A 24,423-nucleotide genomic window follows, 5' to 3' on the forward strand; every position below is an offset into this window, starting at 1 on the left:
TCTACCGCAATCCTGCCGCACCATCCGACTGAAAAGGGTTCATGGCGCGCATGAAACGCCTTCGCAGTGGGTAGGACGATTCGTCCTGCGGAGCCACCCGACGACGCCAGCCAGCCTAACCGGATCAATCGAAGGTGGACAGGGACAGGGAGGCGCAAAGGTGCCGGGTGACCGGTCCGTCCTGGACACCATGTCCAAACCGGAACCGGATGTTCGCTTTCAGCCCATATGCGGGTACGCATGGTGCGTCGGCGGCACGAAGGTTTCCTTGATCGAACGGGCCGAGGTCCAGCGCAGCAGGTTCTGGGCGGCGCCCGCCTTGTCGTTGGTGCCGGAGGCACGGCCGCCGCCGAAGGGCTGCTGGCCGACGACGGCGCCGGTCGGCTTGTCGTTGATGTAGAAGTTCCCGGCGGTGAAGCGCAGTTCCTCCACCGCACGGGCGATCGCGTAGCGGTCCTGTGCGATGACGGCACCGGTCAGGCCGTACGGGGCGGCGGCGTCGATCCTGGCGAACACGTCGTCCCAGCGGGAGTCCTCGTAGACGTGGACGGCGAGGATCGGGCCGAAGTACTCGGTGCGGAAGATCTCGCCGCGGTGGTCGGAGGAGACCAGGACGGTGGGCCGGACGAACCAGCCGATCGCGTCGTCGTACTGGCCGCCGGCCGCCAGTTCGATCGTGGGGTCGCGCTTGGCCCGCTCGATGGCGTCCCGGTTCTTCTCGAAGGCCCGCCGGTCGATGAGCGCGCCCATGAAGTTGGAGAGGTCGGTGACGTCGCCGACGGCGAGGGCGTCGACCTCGGCCAGGAAGTCGTCCTTGATCCGCTGCCAGAGGCTGCGCGGCAGGTAGGCGCGGGAGAGCGCCGAGCACTTCTGGCCCTGGTACTCGAACGCGCCGCGGATCAGCGCCGTCTTCAGGATCTCCGGGTCGGCGGAGCGGTGGGCGAGCAGGAAGTCCTTGCCGCCGGTCTCGCCGACGATCCGCGGGTACGTCCGGTAGCCGCCGATGTTCGCGCCGATCGTCTGCCACAGCGACTGGAAGGTCGCGGTCGAGCCGGTGAAGTGCAGGCCGGCCAGCGCCGGGTCGGCGAGCGCGACCGGGGACACCTGGAGGCCGTCGCCGGTCACCAGGTTGATCACCCCGGGCGGCAGGCCGGCCGCCTCCAGCAGCCGCATCAGGTGGTGGGCGGCCAGCGCCTGGGTCGGCGCGGGCTTCCAGACCACCGTGTTGCCCATCAGCGCGGGGGCGGTGGGCAGGTTCCCGGCGATCGCGGTGAAGTTGAACGGCGTGATCGCGTAGACGAAACCTTCCAGCGGGCGGTGGTCGGTGCGGTTCCACACCCCCGGGGACGAGACCGGCTGATCAGCCAGGACCTGCCGGGCGAAGTGGACGTTGTAGCGCCAGAAGTCGATCAGCTCGCAGGCCGAGTCGATCTCCGCCTGCTGCGCGGTCTTGGACTGGCCGAGCATCGTGGCCGCGTTGAGCGTCTCCCGCCAGGGCCCGGCGAGGAGGTCCGCGGCGCGCAGGAACACCGCCGCGCGGTCGTCGAAGGACAGCGAGCGCCACTCCCGGGCGGCCGCCAGCGCCGCGTCCACCGCCGCGCGGGCGTCCTCCCGGGTGGCGTTGCCGAGCACGCCCAGCTTGGCCGCGTGGTGGTGCGGCTGGACGACGTCGATCCGCTCGCCGCCGCCGAAGCGCTGCTCCCCGCCGATCGTCATCGGCAGCGGCACCTGCTCGGCCGCCAGCTCGTCCAGGCGCCGCACCAGGCGCTCCCGCTCGGCGCTGCCGGGCCCGTACGCCCGCACCGGCTCGTTGACCGGCTCCGGCACCTGGGTCACTGCGTCGATGGGCATGGCGGCTCCGTCCTGCTGCTGTACCGATGTCAGTCCAGCCTGACCAGCCCCCGGCGGATCCGCCCGTCCAGACACGCCAACGGCGGACGTGGCGCGCGCCACGTCCGCCGTCAGGACGGCGGCATCGCCGCAGCTCAGGCCGTCAGCCGTCCGGCCAGCTCGACCGCCTCCGCGAGGGTGTCCACGACCGGCACGCCGACCGGCTCCAGCTTCTCCCTGGTGTGCGAGCCGCCGGTGTACAGCACGGCGTGCGCGCCCGCGCCGATCGCCGCGAGGGCGTCGTCCGCGGCGTCCCCGATGAGGACCGTACGGGCGGGGTCCACGCGCTCGCCGAGGGCCGCCAGGTGGCGGACCAGCTGCTCGCCCTTCTGCCCGCCGGAGGGGCCGCTGCGGCCGTCCACGCGCAGGAAGGTGCCGGTCAGGCCGAAGGCGTCGACCAGCGGCACGAGCTTGTCGTGCTCGTACATCGACAGCAGGGACTGGCTGTGCCCCGCCTCCTGCCAGCCCGACAGCAGCTCGCGCACGCCGTCGGTCAGGCCGCAGGCCGGGCTCAGCTCGCGGTAGCGGTCGTGGAAGGCGTCGTCGAGGCGGAGCCACTCGGCCCGGGACGGCATGCGGCCGAGCAGGCGCTCGTAGAAGCGGGGGATCGGGATCTCGTACTGCTCGCGGTACTCCTGCATGGTCATCGGCCCGACGCCGATGGTCGCGAACGCGGCGTTGCTCGCTCCGAGCACCGCCTCCATGTCGTGGAAGAGCGTGCCGTTCCAGTCCCAGACGATGTGATTACGCACGATCCGAACGGTAACTCCGGGCACCGACGGGCCGGTAGGACGGGGCTCACGCAGGGGCGGCCGCGGGCGGGCAGGCGGGTGATCAGGCGAGGAGCCCGGGGATCTCCTGGGTCGCGAACCAGAGCAGGTCGTGGTCCTCGGCGCCGTCCACGGTGAACTGGGCGTCCTGGTCCCCCTCGTCGGCGGCGGCCACCGCGGCCACGGCCGCCGTCACGTCCGCGAGCACCTCGTCGTCGGAAACGTCCGCGTGCACGGCCGCCGCCTTCGCGAGCTTCACCGGGCCGGCCAGCACCACGCGGCCCAGCGAGGCCTGGTCCTGGTACTCGTCGCCGGGGAAGGGCCGCACGGCGGAGTCCGCCACGTCCAGCGCCACCACGACGCGCCGGCGCGGCGCGTCGGGATCGGCGGCCAGCAGCCGCAGCGAGGACTGCGCGGCCCGGTTCAGCGCCGCGTACTCCAGCTCCTCGATGTCGTCGCTGACGTACCACTCGCGCAGCGCGGGCGTCACGGCGTACGCCGCGGTCTCGTCCAGGACGCCGCCCGGGTGCGCCGCCGCCAGGCCGGTCAGGGTGGTGGGCACGTACACGCGCATCGGTGGCACTCTCCGGTTCGTCCAGCGTTCGTCCAGCGGCACAGCTTCCAGCGCCCCCAAGAATAAGCGCCGGGCGCCCGCCGTGATCACGTCCCGCCGGATCGGCGGGCCGCGGATCAGCGCGCCGCCGCCAGCGCCTCCCGGCTGGTGCGCAGCGCGCTCTCCAGCACCGCGCCGCGGCGGGCCGGGTCCATCATGTTCGGACCCATCGCTGCCAGGTCCGCCGGCGTCGGCGCGAGCAGCCGCACCCGCACGCCCTCCGCCCGCAGCAGCGCGGCCTCGCGCAGCAGCTGCCTGGTCACCGCGCGGCGGTAGCGGCTGACCACCTGGGCCAGCACGCCGCGCGGGCGGTCGCGGGCGCGCCACTCGTGCAGCGCGGCGAGGGTGCCGCGGTCGGCGCGCCCGGCGCGGGGGTGCAGGCGCAGGGCCATCGGGGCGAGCACGTACGCCTCGTCCAGACCGCGGCCGAGCAACAGGTCGGCGTTGGTGGCCGACCAGCAGCCGCCGTCCACGTACGCCGAGCTGTCCAGGCGGACGGGCGCGAACCAGCCGGGGATCGCGCAGGAGGCCATCACGGCGTCCGCGATGGCGACCGCCGGGGCGTCCGGGTCGCCGAAGACCACCCGGTGGCCGCTGCGGTAGTCCACGGCCGCGACCCGCAGCGCGGAGCCGGCCGGCCAGCCGCCCGGCCCGTGCAGGTCGCGGACCAGCGCGCCGACCGGGGCGAGCGAGCCGCGGCCGTGCGGCGCCACCGCCGACACCATGGTCAGCAGCGGGTACTCGCGCGGGTGGCGGACGGCGTCCCGCAGGAGGCCCGGCGAGCCGATCCCGGCCCGCGGCCGGGGCGGCAGGGCGCCGCCGACGGCCGTCTCGTAGTCGAAGGCCACGCCGGCCAGCGGGCCCTCGGTGAGCGGCAGTCCGCGCTGGTGGTCGCGCAGCTGGTCGACCGGCACGCCGGCGGCGAGCAGCGCGCCGAGGATGGAGCCGGCCGAGGTGCCCAGCAGCACGTCGGCGTCGCCGGGGCGCCAGCCGGTCGCCTCCTCGACGGCGCACAGCGCGCCGACCGTCCAGGCCGCGCCGAGCATGCCGCCGCCGCCCAGGACCAGCCCGCGCCGGGGTGCTCCCCGGGCGGCACCCGTCCGGGCCGGGGACTGCGCCGCTGCTGCCCGTGTCGTCATGCCGGGTGTCGTCATGCCGGCCGCCTGTCGTCGTGGGGCGTCGCGCCCGCTCCCGCGGTTCCCGGTCAGGATCCGATCCTGCGCGCCGACCGCGGACCGCCGCAACGCGTGACCCCGCCCGCACCACCCGGACCGGCGAACGCGGCCGTCCCCTTTCGGGCCTACCCGCCCGTCGTCGCACGTCAACCGCGTGCCTCCGGGACGGCCCGGGAGGCCGCCGCCGCAACGGGCTGTTCGCCCGGATAGGTGAACTTCACCCTCCGCTCCCCACGGTTGCGCAATCCCCTTGCCGCCCCCTCCCGACCGCCGCTACCAAGGACCCGTCCGTACCCGCACCACTCGCTCACCACTCGCCCGAGGAAGTACCCCCCGACCCGTCCGCGCCCACCCCCGCCGTCCAGCCCTGCCGTCCACCCCCGCCGTCCACCCGAGGAAGCACCCGTGACCACGCCCCGGAGCACCACCGCCCGCCCCCCCGGCCCCGAGGAGACACCCGTGACCCCACCGCTCGCCGCCCGCCCCCACCGCCACCTGCACGACGGCGCACCGCACCCCGCCGGGCGGCGGCCCCGGCACCCCCGGGCCGACTGCGCCGGCGCCCCGCCCGGGCACGACCCCCGCGCACTCGCGGCGCGCTTCGCGCACCGGCTCGTCGAGGTGCTCACCGGCGCCCGCCCGTCCGGCCAGCTGATGCGGCACACCAGCCTGGACGGCTACGGCCAGCTCGCCTCCCTCGTCCGCACGGGCGCCCTGCGCCGCGCCGGCGCCGGCGCCCGGCCGCGCCTGGGCCCGGTGCACGACAGATCGCCCTCGCCCGACGCCGTCGAGGCGTGCGTGCGGGTCGACCTCGGCCGGCGGCACCACATGGTGGCCTTCCGCCTCGAACAGCGCGGCCCGGCCGGTCAGTGGCAGTGCACCGCCGTGGAGGCCCGGTGACGGCGCAGGGCGCCGCCCCCGTACGGGAACGGCGCCCTGTGCTGTGGCGCGGTGGCGGCTCAGGCCTTGCGGCGGCGCCCCTTGGCCGACTTCGCGGCCTTGCGGCGCTCGGCGCGGGTCAGGCCGTCGCCCTCGTCCTCCGCCGCGAGGTCGTCGAAGTCGCCCTCGACCACGCCGCCGCCGATCTCGTCCGAGGGGGCCGTGTAGTGCAGCCGCTGCGGCTTCGGGGCCTCCAGGCCCTTGGCCTTGATCTCCGGGCGGGCGGCGTCCTTCTCCAGCTTGTCGAGCACCACCTCGGCGTCCTCGACCGGGACCTCCTCGACCTGCTGCTCGACCTGGACCTCCAGGTTGAACAGGTAGCCGACGGACTCCTCCTTGATGCCCTCCATCATCGCGGTGAACATGTCGAAGCCCTCGCGCTGGTACTCGATCAGCGGGTCGCGCTGCGCCATGGCCCGCAGGCCGATGCCCTCCTGGAGGTAGTCCATCTCGTAGAGGTGCTCGCGCCAGCGGCGGTCCAGCACCGACAGGACGACCCGGCGCTCCAGCTCGCGCATGATCTCCTCGCCGAGCTGGTCCTCGCGGGCGCCGTACTGCGCCTGGATGTCCTCCTGGACGACCTTGGTGAGGAACTCGGAGGTCAGGCCGCCGGAGCCGCCCGCCTCCTCCTCCAGCTCCCCGAGGTCCAGGGCGAGCGGGTAGAGCTGCTTGAGCGCGGACCAGAGCTTCTCCAGGTCCCAGTCGTCCTCGAAGCCCTCGCCGGTGGCCGCCTTGACGTAGGCCTCGACGGTGTCGTCCATGAAGTGGCCGACCTGCTCCTGCAGGTCCTCGCCCTCCAGGACGCGGCGGCGCTCGCCGTAGATGACCTCGCGCTGGCGGTTCAGCACCTCGTCGTACTTCAGGACGTTCTTGCGGATCTCGAAGTTCTGCTGCTCGACCTGGGTCTGCGCGGAGGCGATCGCCCGGGTGACCATCTTCGACTCGATCGGCACGTCCTCGGGCACGTTGGCCATCGAGAGCACGCGCTCGACCATGCCGGCCTTGAACAGGCGCATCAGGTCGTCGCCGAGCGACAGGTAGAAGCGGGACTCGCCCGGGTCGCCCTGACGGCCGGAGCGGCCGCGCAGCTGGTTGTCGATCCGGCGGGACTCGTGCCGCTCGGTGCCGAGGACGTAGAGGCCACCGGCCTCCTTGACCTCGTCCTGCTCGGCCTTGACCGAGGCCTTGGCCTTCTCCAGCGCGGCCGGGAACGCGGCCTCGTACTCGTCCGGGTTGTCCCCGGCGGAGAGCCCGCGCTGGGCCAGCTCGGCCGCCGCGAGGTGGTCCGGGTTGCCGCCGAGCATGATGTCGGTGCCGCGGCCGGCCATGTTGGTGGCGACGGTGACGGCGCCCTTGCGGCCGGCCTGCGCGACGATCTGCGCCTCGCGCTCGTGGTGCTTGGCGTTCAGCACCTCGTGCGGGATGCCGCGCTTGCGCAGCTCCTGCGACAGGTACTCGGACTTCTCGACCGACACGGTGCCGACCAGCACCGGCTGGCCCTTCTCGTGCTTCTCGGCGATGTCCTCGACGACGGCGGCGAACTTGGCCGGCTCCGACTTGTAGATCAGGTCGGGCTGGTCGATGCGCAGCGGCGTCTTGTTGGTCGGGATCGGCACGACGCCGAGCTTGTAGATCTGGTGGAACTCGGCGGCCTCGGTGGTGCCGGTACCGGTCATGCCGGAGAGCTTGTCGTACAGGCGGAAGAAGTTCTGCAGGGTGATGGTGGCCAGGGTCTGGTTCTCGTTCTGGACCTCCACCCCCTCCTTGGCCTCGATCGCCTGGTGCATGCCCTCGTTGTAGCGGCGGCCGGCCAGGATGCGGCCGGTGTGCTCGTCGACGATCATGACTTCGCCGTTCATGACGACGTAGTCCTTGTCCGCCTTGTACAGCTCCTTGGCCTTGATGGCGTTGTTCAGGAAGCCGACCAGCGGGGTGTTCACCGACTCGTAGAGGTTGTCGATGCCGAGGTAGTCCTCGACCCGGGTGACACCCTCCTCCAGGATGCCGACGGTGCGCTTCTTCTCGTCGACCTCGTAGTCGCGGTCGATCTTCAGGCGCTGCACCAGCTTGGCGAAGTCGGCGTACCACTTGGTCGCCTGGTCGGCCGGGCCGGAGATGATCAGCGGGGTGCGGGCCTCGTCGATGAGGATCGAGTCGACCTCGTCGACCACCGCGAAGTTGTGGCCGCGCTGGACGAGTTCGTCCTTCGACCAGGCCATGTTGTCGCGCAGGTAGTCGAAGCCGAACTCGTTGTTGGTGCCGTACGTGATGTCCATCGCGTACTGGCGCTTGCGCTCGGCGGGCGTCATGTTGCCCAGGATCACGCCGACTTCGAGGCCGAGGAAGCGGTGCACCCGGCCCATCCACTCCGAGTCGCGCTCGGCGAGGTAGTCGTTGACGGTGATCAGGTGGACGCCCTTGCCGGTGAGCGCGTTCAGGTACGCGGGCAGGGTGCCGACGAGGGTCTTGCCCTCACCGGTGCGCATCTCGGCGACGTAGCCGAAGTGCAGCGCGGCGCCGCCCATGAGCTGGACGTCGTAGTGCCGCTGGCCGAGGACGCGCTTGGCGGCCTCGCGGACGGTGGCGAACGCCTCGGGGAGGATGTCGTCCAGGGACTCCCCGTCGACGAGCCGCTGCTTGTACTCGTCGGTCAGTGCCCGCAGCTCCGCGTCGGTGAGGTTGACGAAGTCCTCTTCGATGGAGTTGACCTGGGCAGCAATCCGCTGCAGCTTGCGAAGGATCTTGCCTTCGCCGGCGCGCAGGATCTTGTCGAAGACGGACACTAGAGCGGGCTCCTTGCCTGTATTGGCACTGGACGACTGCACGACGGGTTCACCCCACCGCACGGGCCATCGTATGCGAGGAGTCCAATGCCCCGGGAGGTGCGTCAGCACGGTATTCCCGTGTCACTCGCGCGGGCGCCCGACCGATAGCACCGCCCACCGGGGCAAAACGGTCCCGGCCCCGCCGAGTTGGCGGAATATTCGGATGTCCGCCCTCCGCTTGGCGCGGAATAATCCGGGTATGGAAGAACTCCGGACCACGCCCGTCACCCTCACCACCGAGCGCCTCGTCCTGCGCGCCCCGCAGGAGTCGGACATCGACGCGGTCCTCGCCGCCTGCCAGGACGAGGAGATCCAGCGCTGGACGGTGGTGCCGGTCCCCTACCGGCGCGAGGACGCGGAGTTCTTCGTCCGCACACTGGCCCCGAACGGGCTGCGCGACGGCTCCGAGTACATCTGGTGCGTGACCGACCGCGCCACCGGGCGCCTGGTCGGCACCCAGTCGGTGTCCCGCTTCGCCGCCGACCCGGCCGCCGCCTCCGTCGGCTGGTGGACGGCGAAGGAGCAGCGCGGCCGCGGCTACACCGTCGAGGCGGCCCGCGAGGTCGCCCGCTGGGCCCTCACCGAGCTCGGCGTCCGCCGCCTCCAGTGGCTCGCCTACGTCGGCAACGACGGCTCCCGCGCCGTCGCCGAGCGGGTCGGCTACCGCTTCGAGGGCACGCTGCGCTCGTACGCCGAGCAGCGCGGCGTCTTCCACGACTCCTGGGTCGCCTCGCTGCTCCCGTCCGACCTGGCCTGAGCCGGCCCGCCGCCGGCCGCGCCACCGGGCCCGGCCGGGCCCGGCCGTTGTCGGTGGTGGGCGTTACGCTCCCCGGCATGAGCTCCGCGCCCGCCCCCAGCTCCCCCGTCGCCGTCCTGAGTGCCGACGACGCCCGCCGGATCGCCCTGCGCGCGCAGGGCCTGCTCGGTGCGCCGGACCGGCGGGCCGGGGTGCGCGGCGTGCTGCGGCACCTGGGCGCCGTCCAGTTGGACACGATCTCCGTGCTGGCCCGCTCGCACGAACTGGTCCCGTACGCCCGGCTCGGCGCGGTCGGCCGGCCCGCCGTCGAGGCCGCGTACTGGGGCCACGGCACCAGCTTCGAGTACTGGTCGCACGCGGCCTGCGTCCTGCCGGTCGAGGAGTGGCCGCTGTTCGCGTTCCGCCGCCGCCGCTACCGCGACCGCGGCCACCTCTGGGGTCACCAGGTCTCGCCCGAAACGTACCGGCACGTGCTCGACAAGCTGCGCGCCGAGGGGCCGTTGACGTCCACCGAGCTGGGCGGCGCGAAGAAGACGGCCGAGTGGTGGGACTGGTCCGACACCAAGATCGCGGTCGAGCGCGCCCTGGCCTTCGGCGACGTGGTCTGCACCGAGCGCCGGAGTTGGAAGCGGGTCTACGCGCTGGCCGAACAGGCCGTCCCCGACGCCCTGTTCGGGCAGGATCCGACCGACGCGGACTGCGTCCGCACCCTGGTCGCCCAGGCCGGCGCCGCCCTCGGCGTGGCCACCCGGGCCGACCTGCTGGACTACCACCGGCTGCGCGCCGAGGAGTTGGACCCGGTCCTCGCCGACACCGGCCTCGTCCCGGTCGAGGTGGCCGGCTGGGGCCCCGACGGCACCGCGGCTCCCGCCTGGGCCGATCCCGCCGCGCTGGCCGCCGCCCCGCCGCGCGGACGCCACCGCACCACGCTGCTCTCGCCGTTCGACTCCCTGGTCTGGGACCGCGCGCGCACCGAGCGCGTCTTCGGCATGACGCACCGCCTGGAGGCCTACACCCCCAAGCACAAGCGGGTGCACGGCTACTTCGCCATGCCCCTGCTCGCCGGCGGGCGCCTGGTCGGCCGGGTGGACCCGGCCCGCGAGGGGCGCACCCTGGTCGCCCGCCAGGTCTCGCTCGACTCCGCCCGGCACGTCGGGGCACTGGCGACGGCGCTGCGCGAGGCGGCCTCCTGGGTGGGCTGCGACGCCGTGCGGGTGGAGGCGCTGCACGACGAGCGGCTGCGCCCCGCGCTGGAGAAGCTGCTCGCGGCGTGAGCACGCCCGGTGGCCGGGGGGAGCCCCGGCCGCCGCGCGCCGCGTCACCCTATTTCGAGGATCTTCTCGCGCATCGCGTAGACCACGGCCTCCATCCGGGAGTGGAGCTGCAGCTTCTCCAGGATGTTGCGCACGTGGTTCTTGACGGTGTTCTCGCTGATGAACAGCTCCTTGGCGATCTCCCGGTTGTTCATCCCGGTCGCCACCAGTTTGAGCACCTCCAGTTCCCGGTCGGTGAGCCGGGGCGCGGGCACCAGGTCCCGGTCGTCGGAGCGGCGCTGGATCATCGACTTGAACTCGGTGAGCAGCTTGGAGGCCATCGACGGGCTGATCTGCGACTGCCCGTCGGCGACGGCGCGGATCGCGGTGGCGACCTCGTCGGTGGAGATCTCCTTCAGCAGGTAGCCGGTGGCGCCCGCCTTGATCGCCTCGTAGAGGTCGGCCTCCTCGTCGCTTATCGTCAGCATGATGATCTTGGTGCTGGGTGCCACGTCCTTGATCGCCGTGCACGCCTCGATCCCGCTGCGGCGCGGCATCCGGACGTCCATCAGGATGATGTCGGGCAGCAGGTCGGCGGCCTTCAGCACGGCCTCGGCGCCGTCCCCCGCCTCGCCGACGACCTTGATGTCCGGCTCCTCGGCGAGCACGATCTCCAGCCCGCGGCGGAAGAGCGCGTGGTCGTCCACCACCAGCACGCGGATCGGCTCACCCCGGCGCGGTGCGTACGCGAGCTCCTCGCCCGCTCCCGGGGACAGTCCGGCAACCGGCCCCCCAGCGGGCCCCAGCCCGAAGTGATCCCCCATCCGCTCCTCCCCCTTCGCGGGACGTCGTGCGCCAATCATTCCACGCCGCGGCCACGCAACGGTCACCCTCCGATGCCGATTCCCCCGCAACGAGTGACCCCTCCACCACGGCCCGCGACCGCGCTCGACCGACGTTCGACCGCGGACGGCCCCCGGAACGCCGGTGACCCCGGCGGCCGCGGCCGCCGGGGTCACCCGTTCATCGCTCCGGACGGTCAGTCCTCGTCGTCGTCGGCTCCGCCGATCGCGCCACCCGCGCCGCCGCCCGCCGACTGGGCGGCGGGGTCGGTCTGCAGGTGGATCACACCGTAGTGGTAGCCGTGCCGGCGGTAGACGACGCTCGGCAGGCCGCTGTCCTTCTCCACGAACAGGTAGAAGTCGTGGCCGACCAGCTCCATCTCGTAGAGCGCCTGGTCCAGCGCCATGGGGGCGGCCGGGTGGGTCTTCTCCCGGACCACCAGCGGGCCTTCGCCCTCCACTTCCAGGGATCCCATCATGGTCTTGCGGACGGCCCCGTTGGTCTCGCTCTCCGGCGCCGCCGGCTCCGGCAGCCCGGCGAGGGCCGCGGTCGCCTCGGCGACGCTGATCGGGGTGCGGCCGTTGCCGCCCTTGTGCACCCGACGCCGGTCCGCGGACTTGCGCAGCTGGGCGTCGAGCTTCGCCGAGGCCAGGTCGAGCGCCGCGTACGGGTCCCCGGCGGCGGCTTCGGCCCGGATCACCGGCCCACGGGTACGGAGGGTGATCTCCACCCGCTCGGACCGGTCGGCCTGCCGCGGGTTGTGCTCCTTGGACACCTCGACGTCGAGGCTGATCACCTTGCCGTCGAACTTCTGGACCTTCTCCAGCTTCTCGGCCACGTGCTCGCGGAACCTCTTGGGCACCTCGGTCTTGCGGCCCTTGACGACGATGTCCACGCAGAACTCCGATCCCTCGTGCTGACGCCGATCCGGGTGCTACCGGACCGGACTGAGACCCAGCTGGACCAGCCCATCCACTGCCGGCCCCCCGCCCCCACCGCCAGCGGCGGGAACGACTGGCCCTCACCTCACTTCCTCCCCACCAGGGACGGTTGAAACCCCTTGAAGCTTTATCGAACACCTCACACGGGGTTTTCGCCTCCCCAGGCTCGGTCGTGGGCATGGGCCAGGAGCGGTGGGTGAACGGTCAAGCTGTTGCACCCTGTTTACCCTCCTAGGAGTGAAGCATGGGTGAATACCTGGACAACACCCCCCGTACGGCGCATCCTTTGCTCACTCTTCGTGCCTGCCGCCGCCAGGAGCAGTCGTGCCACCCACCACCGGACCCGTCCACCCGCCCTCCCCGCACGGGCCGTTCGGCCACGCACTGGCCGACCTTCTGGACGTCCTGCTGCCCACGCGCTGCGCCGGCTGCGGCACCGACCGCACCCAGCTCTGCCCCGCGTGCCGGCACGCCCTGGGCGCCTCCCGGCCCGGCCCCACGCTGCTGCCCTGGGCGCACGCCGCGGCACCGTACGCCGACCCGGTCCGGCAGTTGCTGCTCGCCCACAAGGAACGCGGCGCCCTGCGACTGGCCGGCCCCCTCGGCGAAGCCCTCGGCCGGGCGGTGCGCTCGGCGCTCGGGCCGCGCGCCGGGCTCGCGCCGCTGCTGCTGGTGCCGATGCCCTCCACCCGGGCCGCCGTCCGCGCCCGCGGCCACGACCCGACGCTCCGGCTGGCCGCGGCCGCGGCGCGCTCACTGCGCCGGACCGGCCTGGACGTCAGGGCCGCACCGCTGCTGCGCCACACCCGCCCGGTCGCCGACCAGGCCGAACTGACCGCGGCCGAGCGCCGGCGCAACCTGCACGGCGCGCTCACCGTCCTGCCGCGCGCGCACCGGAGCCTGGCGGGCCGTCAACCGGTCCTGGTGGACGACCTGGTGACCACCGGCGCCAGCCTCGCCGAGGCCGCGCGGGCACTGGCCGCGGCCGGTCTGCCGGCCGGCGCGGCGGCCACCGTCGCGGCGGCCGGCCCGCTGCGCGCCCGGGAGGGCCCGCTCTGAGGCCCGCCCGGCGGCGGCGGCCCGGGGCTCAGCCCGGGTAGAAGAAGGCGCTCGCCCGGTCCGACAGCGTGACTTCCCGCCACTGACTGTTGGTCAGCCGGTAGATCCGGCCCTCGGTGGCCTGCAGCGCCAGCACCGGCGGAGTCAGCCCGTTCGCCCGGGACTCCGAGGCCTCGGCGGTCGCCATGCCCTCGCCGCCCTGCGCCGGGGCGTCGGTGCTCGGCGAGCCGTCGGTGCTGATGTAGTGCAGCTGCGGGAGGCGGTCGGCCTCCTTGCCCAGCACCAGCAGCTGGTCGGACTCCGCCCAGGACAGCGACGCGACGTCGGTGATCGCCGGGGCCGCCGTGTGCAGCCCGACGATCCGCACGGTCGGCGCCTCCGGGGTGCCGCCGTGCACGATCGCGCCGAACATCAGCGACCGGCTGGACGAGCTCGGCCCCTTCACCACGAGGGCGATCCGGGCGCCGTCCGAGGAGACCCGGAGCATCTGCACGCTCTGCCCGTTCAGCTTCTCGACCGGAACGGTGTACGTCCGGTTGCCGCGGACCATCACCACGCGCGGGTCCTCCGGGCTGCGGTCCACCACCCAGAGGTCGCCGCGGCCGTCCCAGCTGGGCGAGGCCAGCCCGTCGTCGCCGGTGTGCGCCGAGGTCAGCACCGGTTCGGGCAGCGCGACCGCGTTGTCGGACAGCGGCACCGAGTAGAGCTGGTGGTGGTCGCGGCCGAGCACCGCGGCCTGGGAGCCGTCCCGGCGGACGGCGACGGGGCCGAGCGGGGTCTTGCCGGCCGGCTGCGGCTTGCCGAGCACGCCGCGCACGGAGCTGGTGGTGGTGTCGTTGACCAGCATCAGGGCGCCGTTGTCATTGCGCTGGAGGTACTGCTGCGCGCCGTCCGACCCGGACAGCGCCCCGGGGCCGGTGGACGGCGAGTCGTTGCGACCGGCCGTGCACCCGCCCCGCTGCCCCTTCAGCTCCACCTTCTCGACCTGCCCCTTCCCCTGCTCGGCGAGGGTGTAGAAGAGCTGGGTCGCCATCCGTCGGCAGGACACCGTGTCGGCGAGGTCGGCACCGCCGAGCTGCACATGGGCGACACGGCTGTCGTCGACGCCGACCCGGTCGATGCTCGCTCCGCCGGGGAAGGCCGTCCGCACAGCCGGTCCGAGCCAGGACGACGGCCCGCCGACCAGCGCCTTGGCGGCCGCCGTCAGCGGGTCCGTCCGCCGCCGCAGGTAGATCGGGTCGGCGACCAGCACGTCCGGGGCCGGCCCGAAGCCCGCCGCCGACGGGTCGGGCGCGGTGTAGAAGTACCGGTCCACCTGGCGGTAGCTGTTGCGGAAGTTGGTCTCGTTCATGATCAGACCGGGCGGCAGCTTGTCGATGCGCCACTCCCCGTCCTTCTGGCGCAGGAAGGTGAAGTCGGACGACTTCGTGCTCTGCCCCGTCACCAGCTCGTAGGTGTGCCTGGGGTCGACGTCCGCGACGACCTGCCCGGTGATGGACAGCGTGGTGCTGATGTCCGCCTCCGGGAGGTCCGCACCGGCCGGCGGAATGGTGGCCGAGAGCACCGTGATGCCCGCGTCCGGGTTCCAGGCCGCGGCGGCCTCCTCGGTGAGGTACTTGCGCGCCGTGTCGTAGCCCTCGTCGGCCGTCACCGCGTCGAGGAACCCGGCCAGCAGGTCCTGCGGCTTGGCACCCTTGGCGGGCCCCACCGGGAAGACCCGCACCTGCAGGTTCTTGTCGGCCGAGCCCTGGGAGAGCTCGACCTTGGTGATGCCGCCCGAGTCCGGCATGGCCGCGCACCCGCCGGCCAGCAGGGCGACGAACACCCCGCCGGCCACCGCCGCGAGCCGCGGATCAGGCCTGCCGCTGGTCCTTCGCACGCTGCGTCCCCTCCGTGTCCGTCCCGCCCGTCAGATCCGGCTCCGCCGTGCGCTGCGCCACCGACGGCCGTCCGGGCGTGGGGTCCACCATGACCTGGGCACCGGTGGCCAGGTAGCCGGCCCCCGCCGCGCGCACGTCGGACGGGTCCGCGCGCGGCCCCTCCGGCAGCCGGGCCTTGCCGAGACCCGGGCCGATGTTCAGCACCCCTCCGAGACCGCTGCCCAGGCTGCTGCCGACGGCGTCCGGCGTCTCGGCCTGCTCCTCGGCCGCGGTGAGGGCCGTCGCCCCGGCCGGGGTGATCGCCCGCCGGTACGGCGTCCCGTACGTGCCGAGGCCCCGGTTGTTGCGCGAGTCCTCCGGCTCCAGCCGGAACGGCGCCCGGCTGATCTCCCCGCCGCGCGTGCGCGGCAGCGTGAGCCGGAAGTGCGAGCCGCCGCCGGGCTCGCCCCAGGCCTGCAGCCAGCCACCGTGCAGGTGCGCGTCCTCCACCGCGATCGACAGGCCGAGGCCGGTGCCGCCGGTGGTCCGCACCCGGGACGGGTCGGCCCGCCAGAAGCGGTGGAACACCCGGGACGCCTCGCCCGGCTTGAGCCCGATGCCGTAGTCGCGCACGCCGACGGCGACCGCGCCGTCCGCCGAGCCCAGCCGGACCACGACGTCGCGGCCCTCGCCGTGCTCCAGCGCGTTGACCACCAGGTTGCGCAGGATGCGCTCGATCCGGCGGGAGTCCACCTCGGCGACCACCGGCTCGCCGTCGCCGCGGATCACCACGGCGCTGCCCTTGGCCTGGGCCAGCGGGTCGGCGGCCTCCACCACGCGGGCGACGATGTCGCGCAGGTCCACCGGCTCGGCGTCCAGGATCGCGGCGCCGGCGTCGAAGCGGCTGATCTCCAGCAGGTCGGCGAGCAGCGACTCGAAGCGGTCCAGCTGGCCCTGCAGCAGCTCGGCCGAGCGCGCCGCCATCGGGTCCAGGTCCTCGCGGCTGTCGTAGATCAGGTCGGCGGCCATCCGGACCGTGGTCAGCGGGGTGCGCAGCTCGTGCGAGACGTCCGAGACGAAGCGCCGCTGCACCCTGGACAGCTCCTCCAGCTGCCGGATCTGCGCCTGGAGCGCGTTGGCCATCCGGTTGTACGACTCGCCGAGGCGGGCGATGTCGTCGGTGCCGGTGACCTTCATCCGCTCTTCCAGGTGCCCGTCGGCCAGCCGCTCGGAGATCCCGGCGGCCATCCGGACCGGGGTGACCACCTGGCGCACCACGACCCAGGCGATGCCGCCCATGAGGATCACGACGAACACGCCGGCGGTCGCCAGGGTGCCGGTGACCAGGTTGAGGGTGTCCGTCTCCTGCCCGAAGGAGAAGACGTAGAAGAGCTGGTAGCTCGTGTTGTTGGTCGGGCCGTCGAACTGCATGCCGAGCGCCAGCCCGGGCTCGGTGTGCCCGCCGCTCTCGGCGGAGCGGTGGATCCGGGTCGGCTGGTCGAACATCTGGCCGGGCTCGGCGTACACCTTGGCCCGCAGCGTGTCGGGCACGCTGATCGGCAGGATGTCGCCCGAGTAGCGCGGGCCGAAGCCGACCGCGTCCGGCAGCACGGTCTGGCCGGTGCCGGGCATCGTCGCGATCACCGAGTAGACCGTCTGCCCGCTCGCGGCCAGGTCGTTGACCTGCCGCAGCAGCCAGGACCCGACCTCGTCGGTGCTCGGGTCCGCCGTCGCGCCGACCCGCATCCGCTGGTCCTTGGCCTCGTCGATCTTCTTCAGCTCGGCCTGGAAGCCGATCCGCGCCTGCTCGCGCGCGGACGCCAGCTTGGTGTCCAGCAGACCGGTGCGCACCTGCGCCACGACGACCACGCCCAGCACCAGCACGACCGCGATGGACGCCAGCAGCGACACCGCGACGACGCGCAGCTGGATCGAGCGGCGGTACAGCGCCGTCACCCGGTGCGCGGGCCGGCGCAGCTGACGGGTCACCAACGCGAGCATCGCGGCCGGGCCACGCCGGCGGAGGGTGGTCGAACTCAGCACGTCCCCGCGCACGGCGCCCGCCCCGTCGGTCGCGGAACCCGACGGGGACTCGTCAGCCCGGTGCGTCACGTCAGCTGGGTCCGGCCTTGTAACCGACGCCGCGGACGGTCACCACGATCTCGGGGCGCTCCGGGTCCTTCTCGATCTTCGACCGCAGGCGCTGCACGTGGACGTTGACGAGCCGGGTGTCCGCCGCGTGGCGGTAGCCCCAGACCTGCTCCAGCAGCACCTCGCGGGTGAACACCTGCCACGGCTTGCGGGCCAGCGCCACCAGCAGGTCGAACTCCAGCGGGGTCAGCGGGATGCCCCGGCCGTCCCGCTTCACCGAGTGACCGGCCACGTCGATCACCAGGTCGCCTATGGTCAGCTGCTCGGGCGTGGGCTCCTCGGCGCGGCGCAGCCGGGCACGCACCCGGGCCACCAGCTCCTTGGGCTTGAACGGCTTCGTGACGTAGTCGTCGGCACCCGACTCCAGGCCCACCACGACGTCGACCGTGTCGGTCTTCGCGGTCAGCATGACGATCGGGATCCCGGACTCGGCACGGATCTGGCGGCAGACGTCGATGCCGTCCCGGCCGGGCAGCATCAGGTCGAGCAGCACGAGGTCGGGCTTGGTCTCCCGGAACGCGGCTAGTGCCTTGTCCCCGTCTGCGACGAAAAACGGCTCAAAACCCTCACCACGCAACACGATGCCGAGCATCTCGGCCAGTGCGGAGTCGTCATCAACGACGAGGACGCGTCCCTTCATGGCTCCATCCTCTCATTACCGGATTGTGACCTGCCGCACAGCAGTGCCAATGCTCCACAACGGCCAACTCGACCAGCCGGGAATTCCGGCCATACCGGGCGAATGCCCCCCGGTGGAGCGTCTCCGAACCGTCCCGGAGCCGTGCCCGGACCCCCGTCACGCCCCCGTATCCGTTCCGCGACCGGATACCCCTGGGGCCTGTCGGCGCCCCATGGCACGATGGGCCTGCGCGCGGGTGGAAGATCCACCCGGCACCGCGCCCCCAGGACGCCCTCCGAGGAGCAGTGATGACCGACACTCCGGGCTGGGCCTCGCCCGGCTCGTCCGAGCCACCCCGCGACGACGCCCGGCCCCCGGCCGACGCTCCCGCCGGCGTGCCCGGGCCGTCGGCACCGCCCCAGGGCGCCCCCGTCCCGCCGCCCGCCTGGGGCGGCCCGCAGGTCCCGCCCGCCCGCAACGGCTGGGGCGGCCCGCCGCCCGGCCCGCAGGGCCCGTACGGCCCCTACGGCTGGGGCGCCCCGCCGAGCCCCAAGCCCGGCGTCATCCCGCTGCGCCCGCTCGGCCTCGGCGAGCTCCTCGACGGCTCCGTCTCCACCATCCGCAAGCACTGGCGCACCGCGCTCGGCCTGTCGCTGGGCATCGCCGTGCTCCAGCAGGTCGGCGGCGTCGGCGCCCAGCTGCTGGTCGGCGGCAAGACCGGCGACTTCACCGCCGTCCTCGTCGTGCTCGCCAGCCTGCCGCTCAACCTGCTGCTCGGCGTCATCGCGACCGCCCTGCTCACCGTGGTGGTCAGCCGCGCGATCCTCGGCCAGAGCGTCACCATCCGGGAGGCCTGGCGCGGCGCCCGCGCCCAGCTGCTCCAGCTGCTCGGCCTCACGCTGCTGACGGGGCTGATCACCGGCGGCGTCATGGTGCTCGGCTTCGGCCCGCTGATCGGCTACGCGGCGGCCGGTGCGGCCTCGCCCGCGATCGTCGGGCTGCTGGTGATCGTCGGCCTGCTCAGCCTGCCCGTCGTGGTCTGGCTCTGGATCCAGCTCAGCCTCGCCGCGCCCGCCCTGATGCTGGAGAAGCAGGGCGTCATCACGGCGCTCTCGCGCTCCCGCCGGCTCGTGCGCGGCTCGTGGTGGCGGATCTGCGGCATCACCGTGCTCAGCCAGATCATCGCCTTCATCGTCTCGGGGATCATCGCGGTCCCGTTCACGGTCATCGGCCTGGTGCTCGGCCTCGGCGACCTCCAGCAGCAGATGGAGAGCGGCGGCGCCACGCAGCAGCCGGTCGCCCTCCTGATCGCCACGGCGATCGCCGGCGTCATCGCCTCCACCCTCACCGTGCCCTTCACCGCGGGCATCGGCGTTCTCCTCTACGTCGACCAGCGGATCCGCCGCGAGGCCCTCGACATCGAGCTCGCCCGCGCCGCCGGCCTGCCCGAGGACGGCGGCACCGGCTGGGGCGGCCAGGCCGGCGCCGACCCGACGAGGCTCTGAGCCGGATGCCGATCTGGGGGGAGAGGCTCCTCGCCGCGGGCGGCGCCCCGGTCACGGTCCCGCGTGACCCGGCCCGCGACGCCGCCCGCGACGAACTGCTCGACGCCGACTACCACCGGCACGACCCGAGCCTCGTGAAGCGGGTCCTGGACTGGCTGAACCAGCACCTCTCCGACGCGCTCGACGCCATCTCCGGGAACGGTACGAGCGGCACCACCGGCCTGGTCTTCTTCCTGATCGTCGCCGTCCTGGTCGCCGCCGCGCTGTGGTGGCGCCTCGGCGCACCCAAGCGGGCCGCCCGCACCGCCCTGGACGTGTACGGCACGACCGGTCCGCGCACCGCCGCCCAGCACCGGGCCGACGCCGAACGCCATGCCGCCGCGGGGCAGTGGGCCGACGCCGTCCGCGAGCAGATGCGCGCCCTCGTCCGCGCCCTGGAGGAGCGCACCGTCCTCGACGCCCGCCCCGGCCGCACCGCCGACGAGGCCGCCGCCGAGGCCGGCCGGGCCCTGCCCGAACACGCCGCCGCGCTGGCCGCCGCCGCCCGCTCCTTCGACGACATCGCCTTCGGCGAGCGCACCGCCGACCAGGCCGCCTACCAGTCGCTCCACGACCTCGACCGGGCGCTGGAACGCACCCGCCCGACCCTCGACCCGGCCCCGGGAGGCGCGGCATGACGACCACCGCCCCCGCGCCCGCCACCGAGCCGCCGGCACCGGCCCACGCCCCCAGCAGCCTGGCCCCCACCGGCCGCGGCCTGTGGCACCGCTACCGCTGGTACCTCGCGGCGCTCGCATTCCTCCTCACCGGCACCGTCGTCATCGCGGGTCTGAGCCAGGACCGCCGCTACCCGCCGCTCGACCCGCGCTCCTACGACGGGGACGGCGCCCACGCCGTCGTGGCCCTGCTCGACCAGCGCGGCGTCACCGCCACGCTCACCGGCGATCCCACCGTCCGCCCCACCGGCGACGACACCCTCGTCATCCCCGAGCCCGACCTGCTCGACGCCGGCCAGCTCCACGCCATCGCCGCCGCCCGGCACAAGCGGCTCGTCCTCATAGCCCCCGGCCCGGCCGCCCTCAGCGCCCTCGTCCCCGGCGTCCGCGCGGGCGACGAGCGCGGCGCCCCGGCCTGGGCCACCGTCCGCAGCACCGACCCGGGCTGCGACCTCCCCGAGGCCGAGCGGGCCGGAAGCGTCGGCATCGGCGGCTTCGTCTACACCAGCGGCAGCCGCGGCACCGGCTGCTACCCGCGCAACCACGGATTCCCCCTGGTCAGCGCCCCGACCCCCAGCGGCGACGCGATCGTCCTCGGCAGCGCCGACCTCCTGCAGAACCACCTGCTCGGCAAGGACGGCAACGCCTCCCTCGCCCTCGGCCTCCTCGGCTCCCAGCCGCACCTCACCTGGCACCTGCCCGACTACAGCTCGCCGGCCGCCGACACCACCGACCGCCGCAGCTTCACCGACCTCATCCCGGCCGGCTGGCACTGGGCCACCCTGCAGCTCGCGATCGCCGCCGCCCTGGCCGCGCTCTGGCGCGCCCGCCGCCTCGGCCCGGTGATCAGCGAGAACCTGCCCGTCGTGGTCCGCGCCGCCGAGACCACCGAGGGCCGCGCCCGCCTCTACCACCGGGCCAAGGCGCGCGGTCGCGCCGCCGACGCCCTGCGCCGGGCCGCCGCCCACCGCCTCGCCCCCGCCCTGGGCGTCCCGCTCAGCGCCGGCGCACCCGACCCCGAGGCACTCTGCGCGGCCGTCGCCGTCCGCCTCACCACGCGCCCCGCCGGGGACGTGCGGGCCCTCCTCTACGGCCCCGACCCGACCGACGACGCCGCGCTGCTGCGGCTCGCCGACGACCTCGACGCCCTCGAAAGGCAGGTACGGAAGCCGTGACCGAACAGGCCACCGCCCAGCTCCACCCCACCTCCGGCACGGCACCCGCCACCCCCGGCGCCACCATCGACCCGCGCCAGGCCCTGACCGCCCTGCGCACGGAGATCGGCAAGGCCGTGGTCGGCCAGGACGCCGCCGTCACCGGCCTCGTCGTGGCCCTGCTCTGCGGCGGCCACGTCCTGCTGGAGGGCGTCCCCGGAGTCGCCAAGACCCTGCTGGTCCGCACCCTCTCCACCGCACTCAGCCTGGAGACCAAGCGCATCCAGTTCACCCCCGACCTGATGCCCGGCGACGTCACCGGCTCGCTGGTCTACGACGCCCGCACCGCCGAGTTCTCCTTCCAGCCCGGCCCGGTCTTCACCAACCTCCTGCTCGCCGACGAGATCAACCGCACCCCGCCCAAGACCCAGGCCGCCCTGCTGGAGGCCATGGAGGAGCGCCAGGTCACCGTCGACGGCGAACCGCGCGCGCTGCCCGTCCCGTTCCTCGTCGCCGCGACGCAGAACCCGGTCGAGTACGAGGGCACCTACCCGCTGCCCGAGGCCCAGCTCGACCGCTTCCTGCTCAAGCTGATCCTGCCGCTGCCCGACCGCGACCAGGAGTTCCAGGTCCTCTCGCGGCACGCCGCCGGCTTCGACCCGCGCGACCTCGCCGCCGCCGGCGTCCGCCCGGTCGCCGGGCCCGAGCACCTCGCCGCCGCGCGCGAGCAGATCGCCGAGCTGACCGTCTCCCCCGAGGTCCTCGCCTACATCGTCGACCTCTGCCGGGCCACCCGGCAGTCCCCGTCCCTGTCCATGGGCGTCTCCCCCCGCGGCGCCACGGCCCTGCTGGCCGCCTCCCGGGCGTGGGCCTGGCTGGCCGGACGCGACTACGTCACCCCGGACGACGTCAAGGCACTCGCCCTGCCCACCCTGCGGCACCGCGTCGCGCTGCGCGCCGAGGCCGAGATGGAGGGCGTCACCGCCGACTCCGTCATCCAGGCCGTCCTCGCCCAGACGCCGGCCCCCCGCTAGAGCCACCCCGCCCGCACCGGGTACCCGAAGGAGCGCACCGCATGGCCCTCACCGGGCGAACCGCCCTGCTCGCCGCGATCGGCGCGCTCGTCGTGGGCCTGCTGCTGCCGTCCTGGACCGGGATCGGCGTCGTCACCGGCGCCGTCCTGCTCGCCGTCGTCGCCGACCTGGTGCTCGCCGCCCCCGTCCGCAGCCTCCGGCTCGGCCGCGGCGGCGCCACCACGGTCCGCCTCGGCGAGCCGGCACCGGTCGAACTGACCGTCACCAACCCCTCCGGCCGCCCCCTCCGGGCCCGGATCCGCGACGCCTGGGCGCCGTCCGCCTGGCGCCCCGGCACGGCCGGCGCCGCCTCCCGGCACACCCTGACCGTCCCCGGCGGTGAACGGCGCCGCGCCACCACCGTCCTCGTGCCGACCCGCCGCGGCGACCACCACGCCCACCGGGTGACGATCCGTTCCCTCGGCCCGCTCGGCCTGGCCGGCCGTCAGAGCTCGCACCTCGCCCCCTGGACGGTCCGCGCGCTGCCGCCCTTCGCCGGCCGCAAGCACCTGCCCTCCCGGCTCGCCCGCCTGCGCGAACTCGACGGCCGCACCTCGGTGCTGACCCGCGGCCAGGGCACCGAGTTCGACTCCCTGCGCGAGTACCTGCCCGGCGACGACGTCCGCTCCATCGACTGGCGCGCCAGCGCCCGCCGCCACACCGTCGCCGTCCGCACCTGGCGCCCCGAACGCGACCGCCACATCCTGATCGTCCTCGACACCGGCCGCACCTCCGCCGGCCGCGTCGGCGACGCCCCGCGCCTGGACGCCTCGCTCGACGCCGCCCTCCTGCTCACCGCACTCGCCACCCGCGCCGGCGACCGCGTCGACCTGCTCGCCCACGACCTCCGCCCGCGCGTCGCCGTCGCCGGACGCTCCCCCAGCGAGGTCCTGCCCGCGTTCACCAACGCCATGGCCTACCTGGAACCCGCGCTCTACGAGACCGACATGCGCTCGCTGGTCGCCACCGCACTGCGGATGGCACCGCACCGCTCCCTGATCGTCCTGCTGACCGGCCTCGACGCGGGCCCGGTCGAAGAGGGTCTCCTCCCGCTGCTTCCGCAGCTCGTGAAGCGCCACGAGGTGGTGCTCGCCTCGGTCGCCGACCCCCGTCTCGACGAACTCGCCGCCGGCCGCGGCACCGTCGAGGCCGTCTACGGCGCCGCCGCCGCGGAGCAGACCCGCGCCGACCGCCGCCGCATCGCCGAGCGCCTCACTCGACGCGGCGTCACCGTCCTCGACGCCCTGCCGAGCAGGATCTCCCCGGCCCTCGCCGACACCTACCTCGCCCTCAAGGCCGCCGGCCGCCTCTGAGCCCGGACCCGGACCCGGTCGCGGTCCGGTCGCGGCTCCGGCTCCGGCTCCGGACCCGGCGGAAACCCGGGTGGCACGGACGCCCCGGACGCATAGAGTCGGGCGATGCCCGAGCTGAAGCGGCTGCACGCCGAACACTCCCCCGCCGTCCTGGCCTTCGAGCTGGCGAACCGCGCCTACTTCGCGGCGTCGATCTCCGACCGCGGCGACGACTTCTTCGATCAATTCACCGCCCGCTACAGCGCCTTGCTGGCGGAACAGGAATCCGGCCTCTGCGCGTTCCACGTGCTCCTCGCCGAGGACGGGTCGGTCCTCGGCAGGTTCAACCTGGTCGACATCGAGCACGAGGAGCACTCGGCAGAGCTCGGCTACCGGGTCGCCCGGCACGCCGCCGGCCGCGGCCTGGCGACGGCCACGGTGCTGACGCTGTGCCGACTGGCGGCGTCACAGTACGGGCTGCGGACACTGCGGGCGGCCACTTCACACGAGAACACCGCGTCGCAGAAGGTCCTGACGAAAGCCGGATTCGTCCCGGTCGGACCGGCCGGCCCGGCGGACCTGGGCGGCAAGACCGGCACCTGGTACCAACGCGACGTCATCCAGCAGCCGTAAGAACGTCCCGGAAAAGTCCCCGGACATGCGAAAAGCCCCTGATCCGAATGGATCAGGGGCTTTTCTTGAATGATTGTTCGGCGGCGTCCTACTCTCCCACAGGGTCCCCCCTGCAGTACCATCGGCGCTGTGAGGCTTAGCTTCCGGGTTCGGAATGTAACCGGGCGTTTCCCTCACGCTATGACCACCGAAACACTATGAAACTGTCGACCCGCCGGCAAGGCGGTCGTTGTTTCAGAACAACACAGTGGACGCGAGCAACTGAGGACAAGCCCTCGGCCTATTAGTACCGGTCAACTCCACCCCTTACAGGGCTTCCATATCCGGCCTATCAACCCAGTCGTCTACTGGGAGCC

General features: G+C 73.6%; 20 protein-coding genes and 2 rRNA genes. 10 read left to right on the forward strand and 12 right to left on the reverse strand.

All coding sequences use genetic code 11. The features are described from left to right. Positions 1–219: 219 nt before the first annotated feature. The 4 genes from pruA to ACFV4G_RS01805 form a co-directional block, all read right to left on the reverse strand. Positions 220–1,845, reverse strand: coding sequence for an L-glutamate gamma-semialdehyde dehydrogenase (gene pruA, locus ACFV4G_RS01790; RefSeq protein WP_380435453.1), 1,626 nt, complete (start codon positions 1,843–1,845; stop codon positions 220–222). 140 nt (positions 1,846–1,985) lie between these two features. Beyond that, positions 1,986–2,642, reverse strand: coding sequence for an HAD family hydrolase (locus tag ACFV4G_RS01795; protein ID WP_380435429.1), 657 nt, complete (start codon positions 2,640–2,642; stop codon positions 1,986–1,988). A gap of 82 nt (positions 2,643–2,724) precedes the next feature. After that, positions 2,725–3,234: a DUF6912 family protein gene (locus tag ACFV4G_RS01800; protein ID WP_380435430.1), complete on the reverse strand. Its 510-nt coding sequence runs from the start codon at positions 3,232–3,234 to the stop codon at positions 2,725–2,727. Positions 3,235–3,350: 116 nt separating this feature from the next. Then, positions 3,351–4,412 carry a patatin-like phospholipase family protein gene (locus ACFV4G_RS01805; protein WP_380435431.1) on the reverse strand — a complete coding sequence of 354 codons (1,062 nt, stop codon included), beginning with the start codon at positions 4,410–4,412 and terminating at the stop codon, positions 3,351–3,353. A 495-nt stretch (positions 4,413–4,907) separates the two neighbouring features. Between ACFV4G_RS01805 and ACFV4G_RS01810 the strand changes: the two genes are divergently transcribed. Beyond that, positions 4,908–5,348 (forward strand): Rv3235 family protein, encoded by a 441-nt coding sequence (locus ACFV4G_RS01810; RefSeq protein ID WP_380435432.1) that lies wholly within the window; start codon positions 4,908–4,910, stop codon positions 5,346–5,348. Positions 5,349–5,407: 59 nt separating this feature from the next. On the opposite strand, the gene secA is transcribed toward ACFV4G_RS01810, so the two are convergent. Next, complete coding sequence (gene secA / locus ACFV4G_RS01815; RefSeq protein ID WP_380435433.1) at positions 5,408–8,170, reverse strand: preprotein translocase subunit SecA; 2,763 nt, start codon at positions 8,168–8,170, stop codon at positions 5,408–5,410. A 241-nt stretch (positions 8,171–8,411) separates the two neighbouring features. Between secA and ACFV4G_RS01820 the strand changes: the two genes are divergently transcribed. Together ACFV4G_RS01820 and ACFV4G_RS01825 are read left to right on the forward strand one after the other, a co-directional pair. Then, complete coding sequence (locus ACFV4G_RS01820) at positions 8,412–8,969, forward strand: GNAT family N-acetyltransferase (protein WP_380435434.1); 558 nt, start codon at positions 8,412–8,414, stop codon at positions 8,967–8,969. 77 nt (positions 8,970–9,046) lie between these two features. Further along, the gene (locus tag ACFV4G_RS01825; RefSeq protein WP_380435435.1) at positions 9,047–10,243 is read left to right on the forward strand and encodes a winged helix-turn-helix domain-containing protein; all 1,197 of its coding nucleotides are present in this window, start codon (positions 9,047–9,049) and stop codon (positions 10,241–10,243) included. Between the two features lie 44 nt (positions 10,244–10,287). Here the strand turns inward: ACFV4G_RS01825 and ACFV4G_RS01830 are convergent, their stop codons facing one another. Continuing rightward, a complete protein-coding gene (locus ACFV4G_RS01830) occupies positions 10,288–11,046 on the reverse strand; it encodes a response regulator (protein ID WP_380435436.1) in 759 nt (252 codons plus the stop codon). 215 nt (positions 11,047–11,261) lie between these two features. Further along, complete coding sequence (gene hpf, locus ACFV4G_RS01835) at positions 11,262–11,960, reverse strand: ribosome hibernation-promoting factor, HPF/YfiA family (protein WP_380435437.1); 699 nt, start codon at positions 11,958–11,960, stop codon at positions 11,262–11,264. A 370-nt stretch (positions 11,961–12,330) separates the two neighbouring features. Between hpf and ACFV4G_RS01840 the strand changes: the two genes are divergently transcribed. Further along, entirely contained in the window at positions 12,331–13,065 is a 735-nt protein-coding gene (locus ACFV4G_RS01840; protein ID WP_380435438.1) for a ComF family protein, read from the forward strand. Between the two features lie 28 nt (positions 13,066–13,093). Here the strand turns inward: ACFV4G_RS01840 and ACFV4G_RS01845 are convergent, their stop codons facing one another. The 3 genes from ACFV4G_RS01845 to mtrA form a co-directional block, all read right to left on the reverse strand. Continuing rightward, the gene (locus tag ACFV4G_RS01845; protein WP_380435439.1) at positions 13,094–14,944 is read right to left on the reverse strand and encodes an LpqB family beta-propeller domain-containing protein; all 1,851 of its coding nucleotides are present in this window, start codon (positions 14,942–14,944) and stop codon (positions 13,094–13,096) included. Beyond that, a complete protein-coding gene (mtrB, locus tag ACFV4G_RS01850) occupies positions 14,919–16,913 on the reverse strand; it encodes an MtrAB system histidine kinase MtrB (RefSeq protein WP_380435440.1) in 1,995 nt (664 codons plus the stop codon). Before mtrB ends, ACFV4G_RS01845 begins: the two co-directional genes overlap by 26 nt. Before the next feature lie 124 nt (positions 16,914–17,037). Next, positions 17,038–17,715 (reverse strand): MtrAB system response regulator MtrA, encoded by a 678-nt coding sequence (mtrA, locus tag ACFV4G_RS01855; protein WP_030061806.1) that lies wholly within the window; start codon positions 17,713–17,715, stop codon positions 17,038–17,040. A gap of 287 nt (positions 17,716–18,002) precedes the next feature. Here mtrA and ACFV4G_RS01860 point away from each other — a divergent pair, with 287 nt between their 5' ends. The 6 genes from ACFV4G_RS01860 (at position 18,003) to ACFV4G_RS01885 (ending at position 24,067) form a co-directional block, all read left to right on the forward strand. Next, complete coding sequence (locus tag ACFV4G_RS01860) at positions 18,003–19,199, forward strand: hypothetical protein (protein WP_380435441.1); 1,197 nt, start codon at positions 18,003–18,005, stop codon at positions 19,197–19,199. Positions 19,200–19,204: 5 nt separating this feature from the next. Beyond that, positions 19,205–19,876, forward strand: coding sequence for a DUF4129 domain-containing protein (locus ACFV4G_RS01865; protein WP_380435442.1), 672 nt, complete (start codon positions 19,205–19,207; stop codon positions 19,874–19,876). Then, positions 19,873–21,090: a DUF4350 domain-containing protein gene (locus ACFV4G_RS01870; RefSeq protein ID WP_380435443.1), complete on the forward strand. Its 1,218-nt coding sequence runs from the start codon at positions 19,873–19,875 to the stop codon at positions 21,088–21,090. The genes ACFV4G_RS01865 and ACFV4G_RS01870 overlap by 4 nt, the downstream gene beginning before the upstream one ends. 65 nt (positions 21,091–21,155) lie before the next feature. Continuing rightward, positions 21,156–22,103: an AAA family ATPase gene (locus ACFV4G_RS01875; RefSeq protein WP_380435454.1), complete on the forward strand. Its 948-nt coding sequence runs from the start codon at positions 21,156–21,158 to the stop codon at positions 22,101–22,103. 41 nt (positions 22,104–22,144) lie between these two features. Continuing rightward, entirely contained in the window at positions 22,145–23,455 is a 1,311-nt protein-coding gene (locus tag ACFV4G_RS01880; RefSeq protein WP_380435444.1) for a DUF58 domain-containing protein, read from the forward strand. Between the two features lie 105 nt (positions 23,456–23,560). Continuing rightward, positions 23,561–24,067 carry a GNAT family N-acetyltransferase gene (locus ACFV4G_RS01885; RefSeq protein WP_380435445.1) on the forward strand — a complete coding sequence of 169 codons (507 nt, stop codon included), beginning with the start codon at positions 23,561–23,563 and terminating at the stop codon, positions 24,065–24,067. Between the two features lie 75 nt (positions 24,068–24,142). Here ACFV4G_RS01885 and rrf read toward each other — a convergent pair. Both rrf and ACFV4G_RS01895 read right to left on the reverse strand, forming a co-directional pair. After that, positions 24,143–24,259, reverse strand: a 5S ribosomal RNA gene (rrf, locus tag ACFV4G_RS01890). Between the two features lie 71 nt (positions 24,260–24,330). After that, positions 24,331–24,423 (reverse strand): 23S ribosomal RNA (locus ACFV4G_RS01895); the annotation flags it as partial.

Origin of the sequence: Kitasatospora sp. NPDC059747 (assembly GCF_042732955.1) — a bacterium.
GTDB lineage: Bacteria > Actinomycetota > Actinomycetes > Streptomycetales > Streptomycetaceae > Kitasatospora.